The sequence below is a fragment of the Streptomyces coacervatus genome (genome assembly GCF_029223485.1).
GTDB classification, from domain to species: Bacteria; Actinomycetota; Actinomycetes; order Streptomycetales; family Streptomycetaceae; genus Streptomyces; species Streptomyces coacervatus.
The window spans coordinates 96,755-115,905 of the sequence record NZ_JARHTP010000028.1; the positions used below are offsets into that span (position 1 = coordinate 96,755).

Annotated in this window: 16 protein-coding genes; 11 read left to right on the plus strand and 5 right to left on the minus strand. The window is 68.3% G+C overall.

Annotated features, from left to right (window positions below; all coding sequences use genetic code 11):
- Nucleotides 1-13: 13 nt before the first annotated feature.
- From P2Q00_RS45670 to P2Q00_RS45680, 3 genes are all read right to left on the minus strand, one after another.
- Nucleotides 14-763, minus strand: coding sequence for an SDR family NAD(P)-dependent oxidoreductase (locus P2Q00_RS45670; RefSeq protein WP_275780746.1), 750 nt, complete (start codon nt 761-763; stop codon nt 14-16).
- Nucleotides 764-833: 70 nt separating this feature from the next.
- On the minus strand, nt 834-1,739 hold the full coding sequence (locus P2Q00_RS45675; RefSeq protein WP_275780747.1) for a DMT family transporter: 906 nt from the start codon (nt 1,737-1,739) through the stop codon (nt 834-836).
- On the minus strand, nt 1,736-2,581 hold the full coding sequence (locus P2Q00_RS45680; RefSeq protein WP_275780748.1) for a beta/alpha barrel domain-containing protein: 846 nt from the start codon (nt 2,579-2,581) through the stop codon (nt 1,736-1,738). The genes P2Q00_RS45675 and P2Q00_RS45680 overlap by 4 nt, the downstream gene beginning before the upstream one ends.
- A gap of 60 nt (nt 2,582-2,641) precedes the next feature.
- Here P2Q00_RS45680 and P2Q00_RS45685 point away from each other — a divergent pair, with 60 nt between their 5' ends.
- Nucleotides 2,642-2,905 (plus strand): hypothetical protein, encoded by a 264-nt coding sequence (locus P2Q00_RS45685; protein WP_275780749.1) that lies wholly within the window; start codon nt 2,642-2,644, stop codon nt 2,903-2,905.
- Here the strand turns inward: P2Q00_RS45685 and P2Q00_RS45690 are convergent.
- Complete coding sequence (locus P2Q00_RS45690) at nt 2,898-3,413, minus strand: pyridoxamine 5'-phosphate oxidase family protein (RefSeq protein WP_275780750.1); 516 nt, start codon at nt 3,411-3,413, stop codon at nt 2,898-2,900. The genes P2Q00_RS45685 and P2Q00_RS45690 overlap by 8 nt on opposite strands.
- 327 nt (nt 3,414-3,740) lie before the next feature.
- Complete coding sequence (locus P2Q00_RS45695; protein ID WP_275780768.1) at nt 3,741-4,655, minus strand: DUF4231 domain-containing protein; 915 nt, start codon at nt 4,653-4,655, stop codon at nt 3,741-3,743.
- Between the two features lie 487 nt (nt 4,656-5,142).
- On the opposite strand from P2Q00_RS45695, the gene P2Q00_RS45700 reads away from it, so the two are divergent.
- From P2Q00_RS45700 to P2Q00_RS45745, 10 genes are all read left to right on the plus strand, one after another.
- Nucleotides 5,143-5,475, plus strand: a complete 333-nt coding sequence (locus P2Q00_RS45700) for a hypothetical protein (RefSeq protein WP_275780751.1) — start codon at nt 5,143-5,145, stop codon at nt 5,473-5,475.
- Between the two features lie 63 nt (nt 5,476-5,538).
- Nucleotides 5,539-5,850 (plus strand): pore-forming ESAT-6 family protein, encoded by a 312-nt coding sequence (locus P2Q00_RS45705; protein WP_275780752.1) that lies wholly within the window; start codon nt 5,539-5,541, stop codon nt 5,848-5,850.
- Between the two features lie 59 nt (nt 5,851-5,909).
- A complete protein-coding gene (locus P2Q00_RS45710) occupies nt 5,910-6,308 on the plus strand; it encodes a DUF6507 family protein (RefSeq protein ID WP_275780754.1) in 399 nt (132 codons plus the stop codon).
- 2 nt (nt 6,309-6,310) lie between these two features.
- Nucleotides 6,311-9,268, plus strand: coding sequence for a hypothetical protein (locus P2Q00_RS45715; protein ID WP_275780755.1), 2,958 nt, complete (start codon nt 6,311-6,313; stop codon nt 9,266-9,268).
- A gap of 22 nt (nt 9,269-9,290) precedes the next feature.
- Entirely contained in the window at nt 9,291-10,145 is an 855-nt protein-coding gene (locus P2Q00_RS45720) for a pentapeptide repeat-containing protein (protein WP_275780756.1), read from the plus strand.
- A 106-nt stretch (nt 10,146-10,251) separates the two neighbouring features.
- The gene (locus P2Q00_RS45725; RefSeq protein ID WP_275780758.1) at nt 10,252-10,545 is read left to right on the plus strand and encodes a hypothetical protein; all 294 of its coding nucleotides are present in this window, start codon (nt 10,252-10,254) and stop codon (nt 10,543-10,545) included.
- 13 nt (nt 10,546-10,558) lie between these two features.
- The gene (eccD, locus tag P2Q00_RS45730) at nt 10,559-11,908 is read left to right on the plus strand and encodes a type VII secretion integral membrane protein EccD (RefSeq protein WP_275780760.1); all 1,350 of its coding nucleotides are present in this window, start codon (nt 10,559-10,561) and stop codon (nt 11,906-11,908) included.
- Between the two features lie 16 nt (nt 11,909-11,924).
- Complete coding sequence (locus tag P2Q00_RS45735) at nt 11,925-13,451, plus strand: MinD/ParA family ATP-binding protein (RefSeq protein WP_275780761.1); 1,527 nt, start codon at nt 11,925-11,927, stop codon at nt 13,449-13,451.
- On the plus strand, nt 13,448-17,455 hold the full coding sequence (gene eccCa, locus P2Q00_RS45740; protein ID WP_275780762.1) for a type VII secretion protein EccCa: 4,008 nt from the start codon (nt 13,448-13,450) through the stop codon (nt 17,453-17,455). Before P2Q00_RS45735 ends, eccCa begins: the two co-directional genes overlap by 4 nt.
- Nucleotides 17,452-18,927, plus strand: a complete 1,476-nt coding sequence (locus P2Q00_RS45745) for a DUF6177 family protein (protein ID WP_275780763.1) — start codon at nt 17,452-17,454, stop codon at nt 18,925-18,927. The genes eccCa and P2Q00_RS45745 overlap by 4 nt, the downstream gene beginning before the upstream one ends.
- Nucleotides 18,928-19,151: the final 224 nt, after the last annotated feature.

Consider the following 19,151-nt stretch of genomic DNA (forward strand, 5'->3'; position numbering starts at 1 on the left):
TTATCTGTTCTCTTCAGCCGCGGCCCAGGGTGAACCCTGCGTCGGCGGTCAGGAGGGTGCCGGTCATGTACGGCGACTCGGCGAGGAAGACGTAGGCCCCCGCGATGTCGTCGGGTGCGATGAACTGGCGCAGGGGGATGATGTCCAGCCAGGAATCCTTCAGCGCGTCGTCGGTCCGATCCATGTACGAGGTCTCGACGAAGCCGGGGGCGACAGCGTTCACGCGTACGTTCGGGGCGAGTTCCTTGGCCAGGGTGCGCGTGAAGTTGTTGACCGCTGCCTTGGCGGCGGAGTAGGCCATCACGCCTTCCCGGCCCGTCGCATCGAAGCCACGGATGGAGGAGGTGTTGATGATGGCGCCGGTGCCCCGCTCCTTCATGGTCCTGGCCGCCCGCACCGAGCACAGCACGGTGGAGAGGAGGTTGATGTTCAGCATGCGTAGCCAGTGCTCCTTGGTGGAGTCCAGGATGGGCATGCCTTCGGTGAGGCCCGCGTTGTTGACGAGGACGTCGACCGGGCCGAACGCTTCCTCGGTGGTCGTGAAGAGCCGCTCGACGTCGGTCGTGTCGGCGACGTCGGCCTGCACGTAGAGCGCGCTGCCGCCGTTCTCTTTGATCGTCTGAACGAGCGCCTCTCCGCCTGTGACGTCGCTGTGGGAGTTGATCACGACCTTCGCGCCGCGCTCCGCGAAGGCGAGCGCTACAGAGTGCCCGATTCCACGCGAGGAACCGGTGACGACGGCAACCTGACCGGAGAGCGACATGATCTGTCCTTCGCTGATCGTGAATCGGTGATCTCGCACGGTGAGATCACCGTATCGGATCAACGCTCAACTAGCCTGCTTCTGTTTGGGCGTTGGACACGGAGTCCTTGCTGACCATGATGCCGGCGACGAGTACGAGACATGCGCCGAGCCAGGTGGGTGGCACGGGATGTTCGCCCAGGAAGATCCAGCCGGCGACCAGTGCCGAGACCGGTTCGAGGTACAGCAGGATTCCGGACGTCGTCACCGGCAGACGCTTGAGGAAGGCAAGGTAGGCCAGCAGCGCCAACGCGCTGTAGACCAGTCCCAGGCTGGCGATGACCAAGACGTCGACGCCGCTCGGAAGCTTCGGATGGACGGCGAGCCAGGGCATCAAGAGCACTGCGGCGACCGCCAGTTGGCCGGTGGTGACCCCTACGATCGGCACAGTACTGAGCGCCTTCTTGCTGGCAAGCGTGGATCCGGCATAGGCAAGCGCCGAAACCGCGATCAACGCAAGGCCGCCGAGGCCGCCGGTCTGCCCCGGCTGGAGCACGAAGACGCTGCCGACCAGGGCCAGCGCCAGCGATGCCACCTGGCCACGTGTGACATGTTCCTGGAGAGTGCGGTGGGCCAGACCTGCGATGGCGAGCGGAGCGAGATAGATACCGAGCAGGACCGTGCCGATCGGCGCCCGCTGCAAGGCCATCACGAACGTCAGCCAGTGCACAGCCAGGAGCGCTCCGGACCAAAGCAGCGAGTGCACCGCCGGCTTCCCGTAGCTGCGGATGCTCGCCCGGCCCCGCCCTCGCGGCGTGACCGCCTCCCACAGCAACAGGGCCGCCGCACCCACCGCGGCGCGCCCGAACGCGATCGCCACGGCGGACAGCGCACTTTCACGGACGAGGACGCCACTGGTGCCCCACAGCACCGCCACGCCCGCAGTGCCCAACGCCGGGCTGTAACGACGAATGAACGGCGTGGACGCGGCGCTCACGGCGCGCTGGTGGCAGCGATGCCCGGCTGGTCGGCCAGCACGTCATCCGGTGCGCGTCCGTCGTGAACCACCGCACGCAGCACGCCTACGAAGCCGGGGATGTCGGTGCGGTTGTAGGTCTGCCTCCCAAAGCAGACGCCGGTGGCACCCGCCGCGATCGCGCCGTGTGCGTTGGTCAGGGCCTCCCGGACCGACGTACGAGGCCCGCCGGCGACGATCACGGGTATCCCCATGGATGCGGTGGTGACCGACGCGAAGGACTCCGGGTCGCCGGTGTACTGCGTCTTCACCACGTCCGCGCCGAGCTCCACCGCGATGCGCACGCAGTGGCGCACAAGATCCGCGTATCGGGCGCGCTCGTGGTCTTTGAGTTCGAGGTAGTTGTCATCCGCTCCGTTATGGGTGCGCCGTGGGTACATGATGGCCAGGAGCGGCATCCCCCACCGTTCACAGTCCTCGGCGACCGCGCCCAGAGTCGAGAGCATGTCGGGCTCCTGACGATCCGACACATTCACGTGCACCGCGACTCCGTCGCACCCATGACGTACGGCGCGCTCCACAGAGCTCACCGCGACCTTGCTGGTGTGGACTCCGAGGATCGTGCTCGCGGTGAGATTGGCGACGAAGGGGAGGCGTATGCCTCTCTCCGTACACTGTGTCAGCAGGCGCGGGAAGCCGAGTATGGCGTCGGCCCCGCCTAACGCCACCTCTTGTACACGCGTCACAGGATCGGCGAGACCGGCGTAGGGCCCGTTGATGAGGTCGTCGTCGAAGGGCACCATCACCGTCCGGGCACCGGGGATGATACGAGCGAGCCTTACTGCCTTGCCGACGGAAGTCACGGGGGCTGGGGGTCCTCTCTCGGGTGTGTCATGGTCAGCGTGGAGCTGAGGAATGGTGTGTTGGCCGGTAGCGTGGCGGGCGGCGGACCGACGACCGACCGGGAGGACGATCGCATGGACGCGGTGCGTGGACAACGGCGTACGGACTGGGTGCAGCAGCTCCAGGACGGCACGCTCCCTCACAGCATCGATCCCCTCGATGAACTGCACCGGCTGGCGGCCGACTTGGACCCTGCAGACAGTCTGGCCGTCTTCGCGAACGTCGACGTACCGGAAATCGACATCGCGGACGACGCCGCACCGACCATCCTTCCTGCTACCTGACGACGGCAGCCTTGACGTACACGCGGCGTCCGAACCGAGGCTCGTCCAGCAGCGTCAGCGACTCGACACGGAAGCTGTACAGCGCCAAGGGACCTTCGCCGGTGAGGAAGCGCTGCTGCGTCGCCGTGTCCTGCGCGAACGTCGGGAACCGCCCTTGATAGCAGACCAAGGCAGCCCATGCGCCAGTCTCCGCATCCCTGGCCTCGTGCACGACGCCGGACAGTTGGACGCCTTGAAGGTGCTCGCCGTACTCGGGCGGCTGGTGCGTCACGGTAGCTGCCGCGCGCGGATCACTCGCGGTGTTTCGGCTGTGCTGGGTGGATCGCTCGCTGACGAAGTACAGGTTCAGCTCCCCGTCGTGGGCGAAGAATGCGGTGTTGATCTGCGCACCGCCAGGCCCCGCCGTAGCGAGGGAGAACAAGGTGTTGTCGGCGAGCAAGTCCTCCAGACTCGCACGCAGTGCTTCATCGGTGTGGTTGCCGTCTTGGGCGTCAAGCCGGTAGGGCACGAGCGTGTTCCTCCTGGTTAAGACAGTGACTGAGAGGTCGTTTTCATCGGCAGAGCCTGTTTCATCCCAACAAGTCCCCGTGGCGGAGCGGGCCTTGGGGGACTTTAGAGGTTGGTGGCGATTGACGGGGCGTGACGGAAGCCCGCATTTCCCGTCTAATCCCATGAAGTCCGTCTCATCCCATGGGCAGTTGATATCAGCGATTACTCCCGCCGCTCTGTACAGGAACCCGATACGCGCGAGGTGTGAGTGTCTATCTGTGGCGCGTGAAGGGGTGCAAACTATCTGAAAACGACCTCTGAGTACGAACGAGCACGGGGACGGATTTCAGGCGGCCTCCCTGCGGGCAAGCCACATCGTGTGCTCCCGTGAAATGGCCTCCTCGGCCTCGCTGCATCGACGGGACCATTGGACCTCGTCATCGGCCACGGTCTCCAAGTCAGCCTTCACCAAAAGCAGTTCGTGCGCGGTGAGCAAGTAGGCGGCAGCCAGCGGACGGTACTGCTTGAGCTGCGTCCATGCGGTAGCGGCAGCCGCAATGGCCGAGGCGCTGCCCAGCCCGTCGTAGTCGAGCAGGCCGAAGGCACGCAGGAACCCGCCCGCCAGTCCGAGCGACGTCGCGATGAACGCCGCAGCCGCCCACCGGCGGGCCATCCGCGTGAACGTGGCGGCTTTGGAGGTGTACCAGGTGTACTCAGCGTCCAAGCGCCCTCGCATGTAGGCCTGTTGCCGAAGCCGGAGAGGCTGGCTGCGCAGGTGCCGCATCTGAGGAGTGATCTCGGCCTGGCCGCCGGCATCGATGAGCCAGCCGACGTCACGGAGGTCGCGCAGGATGCTCGACATGTCGCGCAGCAGCCGCTCGTCCGCCGCCTCCTCGGTGCCCGCGAAGGGCTCCGCCCGCACCGCGTACTTCCACGACAGAGTGCGCAGCGATTCGGCCGCCGCGCGCCCTCGATACCAGGCACGCTGAGGGTTCTTCGCGGTCAGCCATAAAGCCGGTGCGAGCGAGGCCAAGAGCGCGATTGACGCGATGAGTGCGCCCAAATCAAGGCCGTTGCCGAGATGGATGTCAACGCCGCCCAGCACGGCACCGGCGACCAGCATGGCCAGCTGGAGAGCGGACCACCGGACGGTATCCGCCTGACCGGCTAAGGAGGCGGCGTCCGCGGAGCGGAACATGGACGGCAGACCGTCATCGGTCAAGATCAGGTCGCTCGGCCCCCCAGACATGCCCACGATCATGACGATCACGGGGAGGGCGCGCAAGGACTTCTCGGCAACCGGCCCAACGGTCGCAGGGATCCGCCCGATGGTGGCGTTTCCTCAGCCTGTTGGGCACACCCGTAGAACGTTTCTCCGTACCTGCTCGACTCCTACCTAGGCGCTCACCGGCCTCCCTCGCTACGTCGGTGAAGCGGCTGCTCCTGGCCGGGCCGTCGACGTTCGTCCGCAGGCCGTCGACGTTGCGGTGAGCGCTCCCAGGCCAGCACCACACCCGCACTGGCCCGCCAGCCGGACGGACCGCTCACGAAGGAGATGCGAGAGGTGCGGAATGAGAGACTTCACAGCCTCTCATGAACTAGATCACGCCACTTCGGCCCCTTCTGCGTTGCGCCTGCAACGTGTGATGCGAGAGGATATTCGACGAGTTGTGAGGCGAGCGTGACACGCGATCATGCCGCGACGATAGAGCAATCCCAGTGCACAACATGCTTACGGGGGTGGGTGAATGAAGTTCGACATGGGGTCAACGACCCTGTCGGATCTCGGCAAGAGCACTGTCGGTTCCAGCGAGGACCTGGGCACGCTGATCAGACTGCTGATCCAGGCAGCGGAGCCGCTGGAGGGCAAGTTCAACGGCGCGGGTAAGGCAGCGTTCGACGCGTTCAAGGCGCACGCCGACGAGATCACTAACGAGCTGAACAGCTCGCTCGGCGCGATCCTGGGCGGTCAGTCCGGCATGGACACCGCGTTCGGTACCGGTGATGTGGAGCTGGGCGACAACGCGCACCAGAACATGGGCGCCGCCAACTTCGATGCGGCCCGCTTCGGCGCACGCTGAGCGTCGTAGCCACCAGTCCTCAAGTCACCTTCACCGTCACCGTTCTCAAGGGGATATTCGATCATGGCTCAGAACCAGGACCGGCGCTCCTACGACACCGGCGCCTCCGCCGAGGTCCAGGGCAGCCTCGCCGGCGTCATCGGCCAGCTGGAGCGCGTCCTGACCGACCGCGACCGCGCGGTGAAGGCCGCGATGGCCGACTTCACCGCGGACGGCGTGGCCGACGAGTACCACGGCAAGGAGGTTCGCTGGCACCGCGCCGCCAGCGAGGTCCGCGAGATCATCCGGCTGGTCCGCTCGACGCTGGAGCAGAACGACGGCACCGCCCAGTCGACCCTGTCCAAGGCCAAGGCAGCCGTCGACAACATCGGCTGACGCAGCGACAGGCGCACGGCGGGCAGATGCCCAGCAGGCACGGGACGAGGGGGAATGTCGTGACGGGGTGGGACATCCATCCGGCCGGGGTGTACAGCGTGCTGTCCAAGACGGGGACCGCGGCGAAGGATATGTCGGACGCGGGCTCGGCGATGCAGGGCAATCTCGAGGAGGCGGCCTCCGCTGCGGGGACGCTGACGAGTCAGTACGGGCCGTACACCAGCACGACCGGGCTGGTCGGTTCGGCACTTGGCCAGTTCGCAGAGCACTGGGGCCGGGATCTGCTGTACATCGCCGAGCGGACTTCGAAGTCCCTGCACGGAGCGGATGAGGCCACCCGTCACTACCTGGCCGGCGCCCTGGAGCAGGCGGGCAACGCGCAGCGGGCGGCGGCCAAAGAACCAACGGTGCACATGCCGGGCGAGGGCGGGACGGGCCGTCGTACGGAGGGTCGGTAGCGGTGGGCGACGAGGCGAAGCTGATCAACCCGTCCGGAATCCCGCACTTCATCGGCGACCTGGCCACGCTGGACACGGATGTGATGCTGCTGACCGCGGACGCGGGCCAGTTCCGGGCCTCCGGCTCGGATGTGCACACCGAGTTCCAAGGCCTGTCGGCGTTCTACCACGCACCGGAGGCGGAGCAGCTGTTCGCCACCACGCTGCCGGTGAAGCAGAAGGCGGACGCGTTCGCCGACGACCTGGAGAAGGTCACCACGGCCCTGTCGGACTACAGCTTCGAAATCCAGCCGCTGGTCAAGAAGTTGGACGCGCTCAAAGCCGATGCCACCGCATTCGTGAACTCGGTCACCGGGGACGACGACTGGCGCAAGGACCAGGACAAGGTCGACCACAACAACGACCTGTGGCACGACGTCAACCACACGGTCGCCGCCTTCCAGGCCGCCGAACGCACCGCCTACAACAAGATCATGGCGCTGATCGGCGGAACCAAGCTGACCGCCGACGACGGCTCCCACGGCAAGAACACGTACGGCTACAACGCCGACGACCTCGACCACGCCAAGGAAACCCCCTGGGGCACGGCGGTCGAGCGGGAGTACGAGGGCTGGGCCTGGCTGGCCCATCAGACCAAGCAGGTCTGGGACGGCGTCTGGCACGACGGTGTCATCGGCACCATCCACGGCCTGGGCACCTTGTTCGGCTCGGACGGCTGGGGCGCGGCCGGCGAGGCCTGGAACAACCTCGCCAAGCTGGGCACCGCCTCCTTCCTCACCAGTTCCACGGTGGGCGCCTGGTGGCTGATCCCGGACGACCAACTGCCCTCCTGGCTACGAGATTCACGCAAGGTCCACAACCAGGCGGTGAAAGGCTTCGTCGCCTACGACCAGTGGAAGACCAACCCCGCCCGCGCGGCCGGTGCGTTCGGTTTCAACGTGCTGACCGTGGCCGGTACCGAGGGAGTCGGCAGCGCGGCAAGCGGTGCGGGCAAGGCCGGTGCTGCGGCCCGTGCCCTGTCGGTGGCCGGCAAAGTCGGCCGGGCCATCGACCCGATGACCTACATCGGCAAGGTGGGCAAGTTCGCCTTCGTGAAAGTCGGCGACACCTTCGCCACGCTGAAGAATCTCCACACCGGCACGTACCTGGACATGGCGAACGTCGGCGACAGGTACACGCCCGCCGAACACCCAGTGCCTCTCGCGGAGCGCCCCGTCTCCGTGCCGGACAGAGCCATCGAGTACGTCGACGCCAAGGGCCACCCGGTCTATCTCACCCAGGACGGCCACGTCCTCAATGCGGACGGCAGCCTGCGCCAGCACGTCACACAGGCCAAGACCGAACTGTCGGCCGGCGACCGCATGGCCTCGGACTCCACCCCGCACACGCCCGCAACAGCGGCTCGCGCGCCCGAACTCGTGGCAGTCCATGGCGGCGACAGCCTGCCTGGCACAGCCGCGCACACCCCGACTGGTGCCGCACCCCACCTGCCGAACGGCGGTACGGATGGTTTGACGCATGGCCCTTCCGCCAGCCACGAGAATCCCGGTACCCGCAGCCACTCCACCAGCCAAGGAGGCGGCGAGCATGCTCCTGGCGGCGGCTTCGGCCACGATGCCACTACGGCGGGCGATCACACCGCCACCGGCCACGGGGCTCCGGGCTCGGGAGGCGAGGGCGGCACGATCCCGCCGACCGGCGGTCACGACCTGCCGGGTGGCGCGGCACCGGAGCCTCCTCGCGGCAACCTCCCCGACGGCTCGTGGGAGGGTGAGAACGGTCTCCACCTGCCGCCCGACGCCAACGCCGCAGCCGACCACTTCATCCGGCAGTCCACCGAGGCCGAGCCGCGCATCACCGACACGCTGCAGCAGATCACGCACAACGTTGACGACGGACGCTTGATCGGCCTTGAGTACCGGCTGAAGGGCGAGGACTCCCTGAAGCGAAAGCTCGCGACAGCTCTGCTCCGAAAGTCGAACGTAACGCCGGAAGGCGTGCTAAGCGGAATCAAGGACTCGGTCAGGTACACGGTCGAGTTCCCCTCCGCCAACTACGCACACGGTGTGCAACAGGCCGTGGATACGTTGCGTAGCCAGGGGTTCGAGAACGTCACTTTCAAGGACACCTGGAACAGTCCCGGATACAAGGGGATCAACTCCACATGGAGGGATCCGGTCAGCGGTCGGGTATTCGAGGTGCAGTTCCACACGCCTGATAGCTTCGCCGCAAAGATGGATGGGCACGTCCTCTACGAAAAGGAGCGGCTGCCCGGGGTCTCCCCCGAGGAGCTCACCGCCATCCGAGCACAACAAGGCGAACTCTTCGGCAAGGTGCCGGTGCCCCATGGAGTCGAGGCAATCAACCTCGATCATGAATTGCCCACTGCTCACCCCTCCACGCATGCGTCTGACACCGGGCCCAGCCACACAAGCGACCAGTCCGTCCATGGCAATGGACCGCCTGCAGAACTGACCCCCGCTGAGCGCACACTCCACGACTCATATCTCCATGAGCTGGCCGAGCGCTACCACGAGGATTTCGACCAACTGAAGCAAGACCCCGACCACAAGGGCAAGGTCAGGCCTTCAGAGATGGACGAAGCTCGGGTCGCTCTCGACCTGCGCGAGTCCGGAAAGGCCCCCTCGGATATCCAACGACCTCCGGGCGCGGATCAGGGTGACCTCTATTCGCCCAGCACCGGTACGTTCTACGACATCAAGGGCGTCCACTCCGATTGGCCGCCGCTGAACAACGTTCGTGACAAATCTCTCCCGTTCAAGGGGGCCTACGACCCGGCGAACAATGGAACCTGGGTCCGGAAGCTCAATGATCAGATCGTGACGAGGGAACGCGTGGTTATCCTCGACATGCGCAATGCAAATCAAGCAGCAATCGACGATGTGAAGGCGATCGTCGAAGAGCACGGTTGGAGTGATCGAGTTGTCTGGTATCCGTGACGTACGCCGATGCGTACGATCGATGCCCTCGGACCCCGATGCTGCTGCCGAGCTCACGTCGTGGAGCGGGCAAGAGGACACCACTCTCGATCTCTCCGGCCTCGATGCATCTGGAGCTGATCTCAGCGGTGCTGACTTGGCCATGGGGCTCTTCACACAGAGCCGCCTGGCGGGCGCCATCCTGGTTGATACTGACCTGTACCGCGCCCACTTGGAAAGCGCAGTTCTCGACCGTGCCCATCTCACCCGTGCCTCGCTCGTCAAGGCAGTGCTCGACGGGGCAAGTATGCAAGCCGCAGTGTTGTCCGAGGCGAATCTGGGCAGTGCCGAACTCGCCGAGGTCGACGCACGCTCGGCTTCCTTCCGCACGGCACGGCTCAACGGCGCCTCTTTCTTGAACGCACGGCTCGAAGGCGCCGACCTGACCGATGCGACGGTGCAGGAAACAACCCTCGACGCACTGCTCGATGAACGCACGGTCGTGCAGGGACTCTCCGGCACGGTGTACGGCCCAGCACGCATCGACGAACACGGCTCACTCCGAGAACTAGCTGGCCTCGAACTCGAGCTATGGCTAAACCAACGTGGCGCCTCAGTACAGGTCCTCAACTCGCCGACAAACATGGTCACTTACTATGCACTGGTTAGTGACGATTATCCGCGCAGCAACCCCCAAGGCATCGTGCGCCGGCGCCAAGCTGGCGACTTCACGTCTGACGAAGCGTTCACTCGCAACTTGCGCTGGGAGCCCACTGAGTATCTGCGTCTGTACGAGCTGGGACACAACGACGACGACCACGTGGAGATCACTGCGGAAGAAGCCCATCAGTTCATCTCCATGATTACCCGCAAGCTCAAGAACGAAGCGACCGACTGACATCCGGCTCCGCGCATGCCGCTTCCTGCCCGCCTATCCGGTGACGGGCACCTCAACAAACCACGTACCTGGGCACCACGTCCAAGGAATCCAAAGGAATTGAGGCATGTCAGCCCAGGACTACGACAGTCAGCTTCTCGAGTCGGTCTCGGTCAGGCGGCGTCGGCTGCGTGATGCCGTGCTCTTCGGTGGGCAGCGGCAGCGGCGAACGGTGGACGAGCGCTTGGGTAAGGTGTTTGCGGGTGTGGTGATCGCTGCGGTGTTGTGTGCCGGGTGTGTGGGGTGGTCGTTCGTTTCACATCGGGTTCTCGGCCAGAGCTCAAGTCCGTACGGGACGTCGACCACGGTCCCGTCCTCACCGCCTGCCGAAACACCGACCGGTGCGTCTTCTGCCCAGTGATAAGTTCGAACGCGTGATATCTACGGGGGCATCGAGCCGTACGGGACTGGCATTGAGCCGGGTCACTCTGGTTGGTGAGCGGCGGCGGGTCGATCTTGTGCTGCCGTCGCAGGAACCGATCGGGCGGCTGCTTCCCGAGGTGATGCGGCTGCTGGACGATCGGGTTGGTACGCGGCCGCAAACACGTCATCTGGTGGCGGGCGACGGCAGTGTCCTGGATCCGGACGCCACCTTGGAGTCGGCGGCTGTGGCGGACGGTGCGGTGCTGCGGCTGGTGCGCGTCGAGGACGCGCCCTCCGCGCCCGTCGTCCACGATGTGACCGACGAGGCCGCCGACGATCTCGATGTACGAGCCTGGCGGTGGCGGCCCGCCGCGCGACGCGTCGTCGCCGGGGGTGCGACGGTCGGGTGGGCGCTGGCCGCCTCCTTCCTCGCGCGGCAGGCGTTCGGCGCGCAGAGCGTGGGTGCCGTGCTGCTCGTTGTCGCCGCGCTCGCCACGGCTGCGGGTGCAGCGTTCGGCCGGGCCGGACTGCGCGGGCTCGCCGGCACACTCGTCGTCACCGGTGGCGCCCTGGGTGTGTTCGGGGTGTGGAGCCTGGGGGACGCCCAGGGCTGGTCGGGAGCGGTGCGGCTTGCGGGTGTCGCCGGGGTGGCGGCCGTATCGCTGCTGCTGCTCGGATGGTGCTCGCCGCTCGGACGCGCCGGGGTCTTCGGGGCTGCCGCGCTCGTTGGGGGCGGGCTGTGCTGGGAGGGAGCGCTCGCCTTCCAGTCGGCGGGGCGGGCCGGTGCGCTGCTCGCCGTCGTGTCGGTGGTCGTTCTGGGACTGCTGCCTCGGTTCGCGTTGATGGCGTCCGGGTTGTCTGGGCTCGACGACCGGCGCTCGGGCGGCGCGTCGGTGAGTCGCTATCAGGTGTCGACGGCGCTCGCGGCCACGCATCGCGGGCTCGTTCTCGCGACGATCGTGACGGCGGTGTCCGCCGCCGTCGCCGGGGTGCTCGTGCTGCGTACGGCCACGGTGTGGACGGTGCTGCTCGCGATGGCCGTCACGCTGGTGCTTGCGCTGCGGGCGCGGGCGTATCCGCTGGTCCCTGAGGTCGTCTCGCTGTTCGTGGCGGCCGTGGTGGTGGCGGTGCGGCTGGCCTGGGTGTGGCTGGAGCAGTCGGATGCGGTCGGGCCGCTCGCGGTACTGATAGTGCTGGCGGTCGTGCCGCTGGCCGTGCTGGTGGTGCAGCCGCCCGAGCATGTGCGGGTGCGGTTGCGCCGGTTCGGCGACGTGCTCGAGTCGGTCGGGGTGATTGCGCTGTTCCCGCTGGTGATCGGCGTCTTCGGGGTGTACGGGCGGCTGCTCGGCACCTTCGCGTGAGCGTGAGGCGGCAGGGATGACCGGGGCTCAGGGCGGCGGTTGGCAGGACGAGGTGCTGCGCGAACTGCGGGGCAGCGCGCCGACGCCGGCCGGTCCAGAAACTGCGGCCGACGCAAACGACGCCTTGGAGCCCGATGGCTTTGAGCGCGGTACTACGGCGGGCCAGCAGGAGGGAGAGGCCGCCAAGGCCCCACTCCCGGTCCGTCACCCCGCCGAACAGCGCCCCAACCCGGGGCAACCGTCTCCCCCGCACACCGTCTCGGCGGCACCCTCCGGTGACATACCGCGGCATCCGCCCGCGAACCCGCCCCGGCCGGCCGAGCAGGTCCCCCAGCATGTGTCCGGGCCTCGTCCTCTCTACCCCCACACCACGCCGAACGGCGACGCCACTACCCGACCCGCGCCTGCGCGGCCGGGCCCCTCCGCTACCGACCCTCAGCCCCAGCTCCCCGAGCACGCCTCCACCGCTCCGGGCATGTATGCGCCCCTGCCCGAACCCCGCCCGAACCCCCCGGGCCAAGGCGCCCCGGCCGTCCGCCCCGACGGGCCCTCCGCGGCCTCGCCCGAGGCGAGCGGCACGCCGGTGGTCCGTCACCGCCCCAGCAGCCCCATTCGCCCCTTCCCCACCCCCGAATCCGTCCCCACCGTCGACCCGCGCCTCGCGCTCGCGCTGGGGAAGCCGCTGCATGGGGACTCCGTGGCGCGGCGGACCGGGGAATCGATACGGCGGCTGACCTCGTCGGCGTCACAGGAGGTCGCCGAGGAATCACGGATCGGGCGGGAGTTGCAGCAGCCGGTCACCACGGGCCGCGTGATCGCCGTGACGTCGATCCGGGGTGGTGTCGGCAAGACGACGGTTGCCGCGCTGCTCGCCCGTACCTTCAACCACTACCGGCACGATCCGGTGCTCGCGCTGGAGGCGGACGCTGCGCTCGGCACGCTACCGGTGCGACTCGGCGCGGAGTCGGTGCGCTGGTCCTGCGGCGAGTTGGCTCAGATCCTCACTCCGTCGATGCAACTCACCGATGTCACGGGGTATTTGGTGCCGGTCTCGGACGGTGGCTGGTTGCTACCCGCGAGCCAAGGCAGGGTCGGCGCCCCGCTGGACATCCGCACCTATCGCACGGTGACGCTCGCGCTGCGCCGCTACTTCGCCGTCACGGTCGTGGACTGCGAGGCGCTGCCCGGTGAAGTGGCCCGTACCGCGATGGACACCGCGCACGCCCGCGTGGTCGTCGCCCCGCTCACCGCCGAGGGCGTGGGCGGTACCCGCATCGTCCTGGACTGGCTCGCCCAGTTGCCGCACGAGGCCCTCGCGTCAACCGTCGTCGCCCTCACCTCGGGCACACCAGATCTGAACCTCGACCTGAAGACCGCCACAGCACATCTGCGTGAGACAGGGGTTACTGTCGTGCACCTGCCCTACGACCGTCATCTGGCGGCCGGCGGCCCCATCCGTACGGAACTGCTCGGCTCGGCCACGCGACGTACGGCCACCCGGCTCGCGGCGGAGGCGCTGCAGCGGGCGGTGCGGGTTCGATGACGCAGCACCTGATCCACCGCCCCGCCCGGGCCACCCGCCCGCTGCCCGCGGCCGAGGCGCGCACCATCGAGCCGCCGCCGAACCTGCCCGAAGGAAAGATGGGCACCGCGGCCACCGCATTGCTGCCGATGGCCGGTGTCATGTCGTCCGTGGTGATGATGACCGTCATCCGCTCAAGCCAGTTCGCGGGCCTGGGCGCGGTCGTGCTCGTCATCGCGTTGCTCGGGGCGGTGGCGCTGTTCCTGTCACAGCGCGGCAAGGCCCAGCGACAGCGGAGAGTGCAGCGCGAACGCTATCTGGAATATCTGGAGGAACTGCGCGAGGAGTTGGGCGCGGCCGAGCGGGCACGACGCCGCGCCGCACGGGAGCTGAACCCTCCGCCGTTGGCCCTGTACGACCTGCTGCGCGATCCGGCGCGGCTGTGGGAGCGACGGCGTACGGACGCCGACTTCCTGCGGGTACGCATCGGCCTAGGTGACGTACCGGTGCAGGACGTCGTAGTCGGGCAGAACTCGACGAGCGGGGTGCTCACCCCGCCGGACCCGTTCATGCTGAACGAGGCACGGGCGCTCCAAGCCCGGTTCGCGACCACCGCCGACCATCCACTGACGGTGCCGCTGGACCGTGCGGGCAATGTGAGCGTCATCGGCGACCGCGAGGACGTGCTGCGCGTCGCCCGGGCGCTGCTCGTACAGGCCGCCGTCACGCACGCGCCGGACGACGTGGCGCTCGCCTTCGGTGTACCCGGCGATTCCATGGACGCCTGGGAATGGGCCAAGTGGCTGCCACACGTTATCGACCCCGACGAGTCAGATGGGCCGGTGGCCGCTCGCCGGATCGCACCCGATCTTCAGCAACTCGCCCGCCTCATTGGCGTGGACCTGAAGAAGCGTGCCTCCTACGCGGCCGAAGTGCGACGCGGGCTGTCCGACCGTACGGCGCTCAGTCTGGGCAGCCGACTCGTCGTGGTCAGTGATGAGTACGGTCGCAATGCCAACGAACTGCCTCGTCCGGACACCGCTATTGGCCTCGGTGACATGGGTGTGACCGTGTTGCATCTGCTCGCAGCGCAGGTACACGAGCCCGATCAGGTGTCCGTGCGGATCACCGTCGACGAGCAGCAGGTCACGATCGACGACCTGCGGGGCGAGCACGTCGTACGGGTCTCGGGGGTCCTTGATCCGGTGAGTGCCGCCGGGGCCGAGGGGCTCGCCCGGATGCTGGCGCCGCTGCGGCTGTCTGCCGAGTCGACCGCCGACGGCACTCCGGTGTCCGGCCCGGTCGACTTCCCAGAGCTGCTCGGCATCGATGATCCGGCCGTCCTGGACCTGGGTCGGCAGTGGGCGCCGCGCGGCGACAGAGACTTCCTGCGGGTCCCGATCGGGCTGGATGACCGGCACGAGCCGGTGCTGCTCGACCTGAAGGAGTCGTCCGAACTCGGCATGGGGCCGCACGGGTTGTGCGTGGGCGCCACCGGTTCCGGCAAGAGCGAGCTGCTGCGCACCCTGGTGCTCGCCCTGGTGACCACACATCCGCCCGAGGATCTGGCGATGGTGCTCGTCGACTACAAGGGCGGCGCCACCTTCGCCCCATTCACGGGCCTGCCCCATGTGGCGGGCGTCATCACCAACCTGGAGAACCAGGCCGGCCTCGTCGAGCGCGTGCACACCTCGCTGGCCGGCGAGATCAAACGCCGTCAGCAGGTCCTCAAGGATGCCGGGAACATCGCCGACATCGGGCACTACCGGGCGCTGCGCGCCACCGCACGCCCGGACCTCGAACCGCTGCCGCATCTGTTCGTCGTGATCGACGAGTTCGGCGAGCTGATCACCGCCAAGCCGGACTTCATCGACCTGTTCCTGTCCATCGGGCGGATCGGCCGCTCCATCGGGGTGCATCTGCTGCTGTCCAGCCAGCGCATCGAGGGCGGCAAGCTGAAGGGGCTGGAGACGTATTTGTCGTACCGGCTGGGGCTGCGCACCTTCTCTGCCGACGAGTCGCGTACGGTCCTTGAGACCACGGACGCCTTCAACTTGCCGCCGCTGCCGGGCTTCGGCTATCTCAAGGTCGACACGTCCATGTACACGCGGTTCAAGGCCGGCTTCGTCTCCGGCGCCTACCGCGGGCCGGTACAGCGCGATGCGATCGCCGACGACGAGCCGCTGGCCTGGCTGTATCCGCCGTACAACACACTGGAGACGCCGACCGGGGCGGCTGGTGACGACACCGTGGCAGCGCCGCGCGAGCGGACGAGCGGGCCGACCGTGCTGTCCGCCGTGGTGGACCAGCTCGCGGGCGCAGCCAAGCCGGTGCGGCGGATCTGGCTGCCGCCGCTGCCCGAGGCGGTGACGCTGACCGGGGCGGCCGGCCCGGTGCAGGCATCGGCGGAAGGGCTGCAACTCCCGTATGCCGAGGGCCCGTTGCAGATTCCGCTCGGGGTACTCGACGACCCGGCGCGTCAGTGGCAGGGCCGGTGGGTGCACGACCTGAACACGGCCGGCGGGCACACGGCCGTCATCGGCGGCCCACAGTCCGGCAAGACCACCCTGCTGCGCACCCTGGCCCTGTCCCTCACCCTCACCCACACGCCCCGCGACATCGCCATCTACGGCCTCGACCTCGTCGGCGGCGGTCTGAGCGCGCTGTCCGGCCTGCCGCACGTGGGCGGGATCGCCGGGCGCGCCGATCACGAGCGCGCCGCCCGTACGGTCGCCGAGGTGCGCGCCATGCTCACCGAGCGCGAGGCTCTCTTCCGCGAGCACGGGATCGACTCCGTCGAGCAGTTGCGCTTCCTGCGCGGACGGGGTGAGCTGCCCGAACTTGGCTGCACAGACGTGGTGTTGCTCATCGACGGGTTCGGCGCGTTGCGGGACGAGTTCGCCGATCTGGACGACGACGTGGCCGACCTCCTCAAGCGCGGCAGCGGCTACGGCATCCACGTCGTGGCTGGCATGCTCCGCTGGAACGACGTGCGCATAGCCACCCAGTCGATGTTCGGCAGCCGGATCGAACTGCGCCTCAACGACCCCGCAGACTCCTCCGTCGACCGCAAACTCTCCGAGACCCTGTCCGCCGAAACCCCTGGCCGCGCCCTCACCGACGGCAAACTGTTCGCACACGTCGCCCTGCCGCGCCTCGACGCGCTCGCCTCGGCCGCCGACCTGGGGTCCGCCCTCGAGGACGCCGTACGCTCGGTGGGGGCCACCTGGCACGGTGAACTGGCCGCTCCGGTACGGGTGTTGCCGACCCGGCTGCCCGCGCAACGCCTGCCCTCCACGGTCGCGGTGCCGCACGCGGTACCGATCGGCGTCGACCAGGAGTCCCTGTCCCCGGCCGTCCTGGACCTGTTCGGAACCGACCAGCACCTGCTCGTCCTGGGCGACAACGAGTGCGGCAAGACCAATCTGCTGAAGCTGATCTCGCGCGCGCTCGTGGACCGATACGGCGACGAGGAGCTCGTCTTCGGCGTCTTCGACCCGCGGCGCGGCCTGCGCGGCGTGATCCCAGAGCCGTACCGCGGCGGCTACGCACACAACACGAAACTGTCCGCCGCCCTCGCCACCGGCATCGCAACCGAGCTGGAAAAGCGCCTCCCGGAGACCGCCGACCCCGACGCGGCGAGCGACGAACCGGCCTTCGCGGGCCCTCGTATCGTGATCCTCGTCGACGACTACGACATCCTCACCACCGCCGGGCAGCAGCCGCTCGCCCCGTTCCTGCCGTACATCTCTTCCGCGCAGGACATCGGGCTGCACTTCGTCGTCGCCCGCCGGGTCGCGGGCGCCTCGCGCGCCCTGTACGAGCCCTTCCTGACGACGCTGCGCGAGACCGGCGCGACGGCGCTCGTGATGACCGGCGACCGCACCGAGGGCCAGCTCTTCCCCGGCCTGTACGCCTCTCCACAGCCGCCCGGCCGGGGCACCCTGGTCCGCCGCGGGCGCCGCCACCAGCTGATCCAGACGGCCCTCGCGGCAGAGACCGACTCGATGGAGAGCACCACGTGACCAAGGACGTCATCGCGCTGACCCCGAAGATGCCCGACACTCGGTCACTATTGGCAGGGCTGCACGCCGGCGGCCCCGAGCTGAACCTGACCGCCACGGACGACGGCGCGGTCCTGCAGCTGTGCACGGCGGCCGGCCGCCCGCTGGTCTCGGTCGAGGCCCCGCTGCTCGTCCATATACCCGGCGAGGCCGAACGCCTCCTAGGCCCTCGAGCGACCGCGCCCGAGCCGCCGTTCTGGTGGACCGAGGCCCGCGCCTCCACTGCCGTCCCCGAGGCGGAGTCCCTCGCGGGGTCGGTGTGCGGGCGCCTGACGATGCTGCTCGGCGGGACCAGCTGGCCACCCGGCGCGGCGCACACGGCGCGCGTCACGATCCCCGACGATTCGGCGGCCGGGCAGCCTCAGACACCCCCGTCCCCGAGCGTCTCGGACGACGACCCCGCCGAGACTGCCGCCTCGGCCCCCGCCCCCGCCCTCCCCGCCGTCGACGTCCTGACCGACTCCACCGCGGTCGTCCTGGTCGACCGCCCGCTGATCCCCCTAACCGCCTGGCTCTCGGACATCCTGCGCATCACCGCGCAGGCGAACCGCGCCCTCCACCTCGTCACCCCGCCCTACGTCCGCCTCACCCTGCCGCTGCGCACCGCAATGGGCGGCGCGCCTAACCGCTGGGTGATCCAGAACCCGGCGGGCGGCTACTACGACGGCCTGTCTGGCGTCCACCTCGCTTGGGAGGGCGGCACGTTCACACCGACCGGTACCACCGTCGCCGACGCATTCACCGAATCGGCCGCCCCCACCGAGCAACGACAGCTCACCGTCTCGTTCCGTACGGTGCACGCAGCCGACACCGACCTCGTGCTCGGCCGCGCCCTCGAAACAGCCTGGCAGCACCTCACTGGCGCACCGCCCGCCGGCTGGGGCACCGCAGAACCCGTCAATCTCCCCTGGTCCCCACGCCAGTTGACCGACCTCGCCCGCAACCGCGCCCCCACCCCCACCCACCTCATCGCCATCGGCCCACCCGACCACCCCGCCATCGCCACCCACCGCATCTCCCGCACCAGCGCGGGCGTCGCCGAGGACACGACCCTCACCCTCGGCTACACCACCCACACCGAAGTCCCCCTGGACACCCTGGAACCCCTCGCCACGACGCTGGTCGACGCACACGGCCTGACCACGATGCTCACCACCCTGCGCGACGCCCGCGCCGACCTCACCCTGCCCGCCCACATGGAGGCCCCGCCCCTCCCGGTCTCCTTCACTCTCGGCGCAGGCGACGTACGCACGATCGGCCTCACCCACGCCCGCCGCCCACCGCTCGCCCTGAAGCCGCGGCAACTCGGCTCGCCCACCCACCCCGCCCTCTACTACCCGCTCGGCGACGGAACCGACGCCGAAGCCTGGACAGCGCTCCAGAACCTCGCCAGACACCTCAAGAACAGCCCGGGTATTGCCAGTTCGGCGTAGTCGCCGAGGTCCGCTCCTGTCTGCCACGCTCTGCAGGAGGCCAAGGAGTGTCATCCCTGAACCGATGTAGGAGCAGGGCCTCCCGACAAGGCACGATCGAGCGTGTCTGAAAGATCGTGTAAGTCCGTGATGTGAAAACCTGGCCCGGGGCTCGCCCTCGGGCCCTCGGGCCGGGCGGATCGGACGAGTCATGGCAGACAAAGACGAAGCGGCCGCGTATGTGG

What these genes read in the sequence shown, in the direction of transcription:
- P2Q00_RS45735 (WP_275780761.1), top strand. Translation starts at nt 11,925, where the DNA reads ATGACCGGGGCTCAGGGCGGCGGTTGGCAGGACGAGGTGCTGCGCGAA.
- P2Q00_RS45670 (WP_275780746.1), bottom strand. Translation starts at nt 763, where the DNA reads ATGTCGCTCTCCGGTCAGGTTGCCGTCGTCACCGGTTCCTCGCGTGGA.
- eccCa (WP_275780762.1), top strand. Translation starts at nt 13,448, where the DNA reads ATGACGCAGCACCTGATCCACCGCCCCGCCCGGGCCACCCGCCCGCTG.
- P2Q00_RS45720 (WP_275780756.1), top strand. Translation starts at nt 9,291, where the DNA reads ATGCCCTCGGACCCCGATGCTGCTGCCGAGCTCACGTCGTGGAGCGGG.
- P2Q00_RS45705 (WP_275780752.1), top strand. Translation starts at nt 5,539, where the DNA reads ATGGCTCAGAACCAGGACCGGCGCTCCTACGACACCGGCGCCTCCGCC.
- P2Q00_RS45700 (WP_275780751.1), top strand. Translation starts at nt 5,143, where the DNA reads ATGAAGTTCGACATGGGGTCAACGACCCTGTCGGATCTCGGCAAGAGC.
- P2Q00_RS45725 (WP_275780758.1), top strand. Translation starts at nt 10,252, where the DNA reads ATGTCAGCCCAGGACTACGACAGTCAGCTTCTCGAGTCGGTCTCGGTC.
- P2Q00_RS45695 (WP_275780768.1), bottom strand. Translation starts at nt 4,655, where the DNA reads ATGATCGTGGGCATGTCTGGGGGGCCGAGCGACCTGATCTTGACCGAT.